Origin of the sequence: Tepidimonas sp., assembly GCF_029335975.1 — a bacterium.
GTDB lineage: Bacteria > Pseudomonadota > Gammaproteobacteria > Burkholderiales > Burkholderiaceae_C > Tepidimonas.
Genome location: NZ_JARJMT020000081.1, coordinates 1 through 4852 on the forward strand (window position 1 = coordinate 1; position 4852 = coordinate 4852).

At 66.4% G+C, this 4852-nt stretch carries 6 protein-coding genes; 1 reads left to right on the top strand and 5 read right to left on the bottom strand.

The window, feature by feature from the left end; all coding sequences use genetic code 11:
- The coding region (locus tag P3W97_RS04555) for a ThiF family adenylyltransferase (RefSeq protein ID WP_300844208.1) at positions 1-585 on the top strand (585 nt) is incomplete at its 5' end.
- Here the strand turns inward: P3W97_RS04555 and P3W97_RS04560 are convergent.
- The 5 genes from P3W97_RS04560 to P3W97_RS04580 are packed head-to-tail and all read right to left on the bottom strand — an operon-like array spanning position 518 to position 4690.
- Positions 518-1468: a DUF429 domain-containing protein gene (locus P3W97_RS04560; RefSeq protein WP_300844210.1), complete on the bottom strand. Its 951-nt coding sequence runs from the start codon at positions 1466-1468 to the stop codon at positions 518-520. The two genes, P3W97_RS04555 and P3W97_RS04560, sit on opposite strands and share 68 nt — an antisense overlap.
- A 16-nt stretch (positions 1469-1484) precedes the next feature.
- Positions 1485-1910: a BLUF domain-containing protein gene (locus tag P3W97_RS04565; protein WP_300844212.1), complete on the bottom strand. Its 426-nt coding sequence runs from the start codon at positions 1908-1910 to the stop codon at positions 1485-1487.
- 4 nt (positions 1911-1914) lie between these two features.
- Complete coding sequence (folE, locus tag P3W97_RS04570) at positions 1915-2640, bottom strand: GTP cyclohydrolase I (RefSeq protein ID WP_300844214.1); 726 nt, start codon at positions 2638-2640, stop codon at positions 1915-1917.
- 35 nt (positions 2641-2675) lie between these two features.
- Positions 2676-3926 carry a cardiolipin synthase ClsB gene (gene clsB, locus P3W97_RS04575; RefSeq protein WP_300844216.1) on the bottom strand — a complete coding sequence of 417 codons (1251 nt, stop codon included), beginning with the start codon at positions 3924-3926 and terminating at the stop codon, positions 2676-2678.
- Entirely contained in the window at positions 3923-4690 is a 768-nt protein-coding gene (locus P3W97_RS04580; protein WP_300844218.1) for an endonuclease/exonuclease/phosphatase family protein, read from the bottom strand. Before P3W97_RS04580 ends, clsB begins: the two co-directional genes overlap by 4 nt.
- Between the last annotated feature and the right edge of the window lie 162 nt (positions 4691-4852).

Below are 4852 nucleotides of genomic sequence, written 5' to 3' on the forward strand. Positions count from 1 at the left end.
CACGACACGGTGGACGCCACCAACCTACAACGCCAGATCGCGCATGACCTGTCGCGCGTGGGGCTGCCCAAAGCCCATTCGGCGCAGGTGGCCATGCGCGCCATCAATCCAGAGGTGTGTATCCAGCCGCTGTTGCAGCACGCCGACGACGCCGTGCTCGACAGCGTGTTGCCCAGCGCCGATGTGGTGCTGGATTGCACCGACAACTTCCGTACCCGCCACCTGATCAACCGCGCCAGCGTGCGGCACAGGGTCCCGCTGGTGTCCGGGGCTGCCATCCGTTTCGACGGCCAGCTGTCGGTGTACGACCCGCGCGATCCACACTCGCCCTGTTACGCCTGCCTGTTTCCCCCAACCGAGGGGCTGGAAGAAACCCGTTGCGCGACGATGGGTGTCTTCGCGCCGCTGGTGGGCATCATCGGGACGATACAGGCAGCCGAGGCGCTCAAGCTGATCGTGGGGTTGGGCTCGCGCCTGATCGGTCGGCTGCTGATGCTGGACGGACGCGGCTTGGCGTTCACCGAGGTGCAGTTCGCGCGGCACGCCGCGTGCCCGGTGTGTGGCCCGAGCCATCAGCCGGCCTGACGGCCACCGACGCCCCCGCTGTCACGATCCATCCTTCCAAGGGATCAAACGGTGGCAACCCCCAGCAAGGGTGGCCGGCCTCGTGCTGCACGCAGGCCCAGGCCGCCTGCAGCAAACACAGCACCGCGTCCAGGGCGTCGCCGCGGGGGTCGTCCACCAGGGCCTCGTGCTGCGCGGGACTCAGATGCAGTCGCAGGCCCTGCACGGCCAGCAGCGGCGCACTACCGGCCTCCAAAGCGTGCAGCAGATCCTTGCGGGCGATGAAGCGCTCCGGGGTCTGCCGGGCCCGCTCATCGCTTTTGTACGACCGCTGGCCCAGCACGCTGCGCGCCAGCAGACCCGGATAGGCCTCGAGCGCCACGCGGTCCGAGCCGCCCGGCGGCTCATGCAATCCGGGCAAAGCCACCCCAGCGGCCAGCAAGCGCGGCACGCCCGCGTGCAACATGAAGGCCACGGGTGGATTGATCCACTTCATGCTGGGGCTGGACCCGGCCGGGCCGTCCGTGGCGCGGTGCGCCAGCTTGGCCCCTGCTGGCCGTGCCGCGCAGTAGGCGGCAAAGGTGGCGCGGATCTGCGCCCGTGACAGGGTCGCATAATGCGCCATGCAGGCTTGCCACGCCGTCGGCCAGCCCAGGGACTGCACCAGTGCCCTCGGCAGACCAAACGGCAGATCAAAGCCCCCCACCCAAGGGCCCGGTTGCTCCAACGCGACAGACCAGTGCGCCAGCGAGGCAAAGCGCTCCAGCCCGTCCAGCACCACCCGCCAGCCACCGTCACCCCCCTCCACCAAGCGCCCCACGGCATGCACGATGGGCTTGCGCGCCGATGGAGCGCTGGTGAAGTCGCATCCAATCAGCCGCGGTCGCGGCACCGGGGCCACCACGCCAACACTCAGGGGCTCAAACGCGGCCGATGATGCTGGCTGTGGCCATCAACTCCTCCAGCAGCGCCAGCGAGACCTGGCCCGAGACGGAGTAAGGGTCGAACTCTGGCCGCTCGGAGTACTTGAGCACGATGGACGTATTGAGCTTGGAGAGGTTGACCTGCCCCATGGTCCAGCCGCCAAAGCGCCGCTCGGTGATTTCTTCGTAGAGCAGCAGCTCGACATCCTGGTGGCGCGGATCGTCGATGATCTGCTTATACAGCCGGTTGACCGCGCTGCGCCCGCCCTCGATGGCCTGCAAGAAGATCCCACCGCCGTAGCACAGAATACCCGTGATACCGTTGTGCAGATTGTGGCGGCGCGCCGAAGCCAGAATCGACTCGATGGCGCGCGAGGTGTCCGAGTCTACCGCCCGGCTGACATAGAGCAAACGCACCAGCATGGCCTCAGCTCCGCGGAATCAGCGACAAAAATTCTCGGCGCAAGTTGGCGTCTTTCAAAAAAACGCCGCGCATCACCGAGTTGATCATGCGGCTGTCCATGTCCTTGACACCGCGCCAGGCCATGCAGTAGTGCGTGGCCTCCATCACGATGGCCAGCCCGTCAGGCTGGGTTTTTTCCTGGATCAGGTCGGCCAGTTGCACCACGGCCTCTTCTTGGATCTGCGGGCGCCCCATCACCCACTCGGCCAGGCGGGCGTACTTGCTCAGCCCAATCACGTTGGTGTGCTCGTTGGGCATGATGCCGATCCACACCTTGCCGATCACCGGGCAAAAATGGTGGCTGCAGGCGCTGCGCACCGTGATCGGGCCGACGATCATCAACTCGTTGAGATGCTCGGCATTCGGAAATTCGGTGATCGCCGGCGCTGGCAGATAACGGCCCGCAAAGACCTCTTTCAGGTACATCTTGGCCACCCGGCGCGCGGTGTCTTCGGTGTTGTGGTCGTTTTCGGTATCGATGACCATGGCATCCAGCACAGCCTGCATCTTTTCCGACACCTCGTCGAGCAGTTGCTCCAGCTCGCCGGGGCGAATGAACTCGGCGATGTTGTCGTTGGAGTGAAAGCGCTTGCGCGCCGCTTGTATTCGCTGACGAATGCGGACGGAGACGGGCACGCCCTCGTCAGGCTGGGTGTCGTCGGTCATGGTCTCGGGGGCTTTCATGAGCATGCTTACATGGTAACACCGGGCCATCAACCCCACCATCAATACCGGTGCCCGGTCAAAAACAGCACCGCCCGCATCACGGCAAAGGCAATCCAATCCCGCATCCGCTCGTGCCAGGGGCGGCGCTGCAGGGTCTCCATATCCAGCGCCACCCCCGCCGTGCGCATCAGATGGTCGAGCCGAGAGCGCAAATGGCGCACAAAGCGCGCGTCGGTGGTGACGACGTTGGCCTCGCGCGCCAGCAGCAGACTGATCGGGTCGAGGTTGGTGGAGCCGACCGTGGCCCACCCATCGTCGACCACCGCCACTTTGGCGTGCAGCGCGCTGGGCGCATATTCGTGAATTTCAACCCCCGCGCGCAGCAGCCAGGCATGCACCGGGCGCGGCGCATGGTATTGCAAAAAGCGCTCGTACTTGCCCTGCACCAGCAGGCGCACCCGCACCCCGCGCGCGACGGCCTGCGCCAGTGCGCAGCGCAGCCGCCGTCCGGGGATGAAATAGGCGTTGGCGATGATCACTTCGTGCCGCGCCTGTGCAATCGCTTGCAGATAGGCGCGCTCGATATCGTGCCGATGGCGCAGATTGTCCCGCCACAGCACGGCAGCGGCTGCCCCGTGTACCGACGGCCCCTCGTCCGGAACGACGAGCGCGGCATCGCGTTGCGTGAACCAGCCTTGCCACCCCGCGTGCAAATCCTCACCGACCTGCGCCGCACGCCAGGCCTGCCAGGCCGCCCGAAACTCGCGCTGGTGTGCGCGCCGCGCTGCCAACAGGCGCCACCACAACCGCTCCATGGTCGCCAGCATATCGCCCACCAGCGGGCCGCTGACTTCCACGGCGTAATCCAATCGAGGGGCGGCCAGCCGCCCAAGCACGACATCGTCTCGGTCGTCGATCAGATTGATCCCGCCACAAAACCCCACCACTCCATCGACCACACACAACTTGCGGTGCAGGCGCCGCCAGCGACTCGGGATCAGCAACCCCAGACGCCCGAGCGGCGCGTAGGTGCGCCACTGCACCCCCGCAGCGTCAAAGCGCCGCACCCACTCCGGCGCAATCTCGGGCGTACCCACCGCGTCGACCACCAGCCGCACCTGCACACCGCGCCGCGCCGCGCGCTCCATGGCCTCTGCCACCTGCAGCGCATCATGGGCAAAGACGAAGATGTAGGTCTCCACATGGATCAAATGGCGCGCCCGATCCATCGCCTGTACCATGGCCGGGAACAGGGCGCGCCCGCCCTCCAGCAGCCGCAAGCGATGTCCAGGACGCAAAGCTGCCGTCACGGCAGGGCCAACTCCGCCACCAAGGGCAAATGGTCAGACCATCGCCCCCACCCACCACCGCGGGGGACGGACAGTGCACACACCGCCACCCCGCGCGCATAAATGCGATCCAGCGGCAGCAGCGGCCAGCGCGAAGGATATGTGGGCACGCGCGAGCGGGGCGCCGTGCGCAGGCCCAGCGCCGCCATCGGTCCGTGCAGCTGCTCGCTCCAGTCGTTGAAGTCGCCCGCGACGATCAAAGGGTCCGCGCTCGGCACGGATTGATCGATGTAACGCCCCAGGGCCCGCACCTGCCGCTGTCGGCTGGCCTGAATCAGCCCCAGGTGCACCACGATCACATGCAGCGTCCACACAGGCTTGGGGTCCCCACCGGCCGTCGCCACGCTGCCCGGCACCGCCAGCGTGACATGCAGCAACCCCCGCTGCTCGAAACGGTGATCCGACACATCCTGGTGGGCCTGCGCCAACACCGGAAAACGACTCAGCAGCGCATTGCCGTGCTCACCGTGGCGAGTCACAGCATGGGTCTGGTACACGGCATGGTAGCCCGGCGGTGCCAGAAACTGCGCTTGATCGACAGCCGGCCAATGGACAAAACGCCGCTGCAGCCGGCGGTGAAAGGCCCGCACCTCCTGCAGACAAACCACATCGGCCTGCAGATCGGCCACCGCGCGCACCAGGTTGTGGATTTCCAAGCGCTGCAGCGGCCCCAACCCCTGCACCCCTTTGTGGATGTTGTAGGTGGCCACGCGCAACATCGTCATGCGCAAATGATGCCAGCAGATGCTCGGCCCATGCCGTCAACGCAACCCGGAGCCCGGCGTGCGTGAAAAGGCCAGCAGCTTGACGATCTCGTCCAGATCGATGCGTGCACGCACCGACGATCCGGGCACGGCATCGACCACGGCATATTCCGGTCGGGCCGT

Excerpts from the sequence above, each read along its gene's own strand:
- P3W97_RS04565 (WP_300844212.1), bottom strand. The coding sequence starts at position 1,910 with ATGCTGGTGCGTTTGCTCTATGTCAGCCGGGCGGTAGACTCGGACACC.
- folE (WP_300844214.1), bottom strand. The coding sequence starts at position 2,640 with ATGCTCATGAAAGCCCCCGAGACCATGACCGACGACACCCAGCCTGAC.
- P3W97_RS04580 (WP_300844218.1), bottom strand. The coding sequence starts at position 4,690 with ATGACGATGTTGCGCGTGGCCACCTACAACATCCACAAAGGGGTGCAG.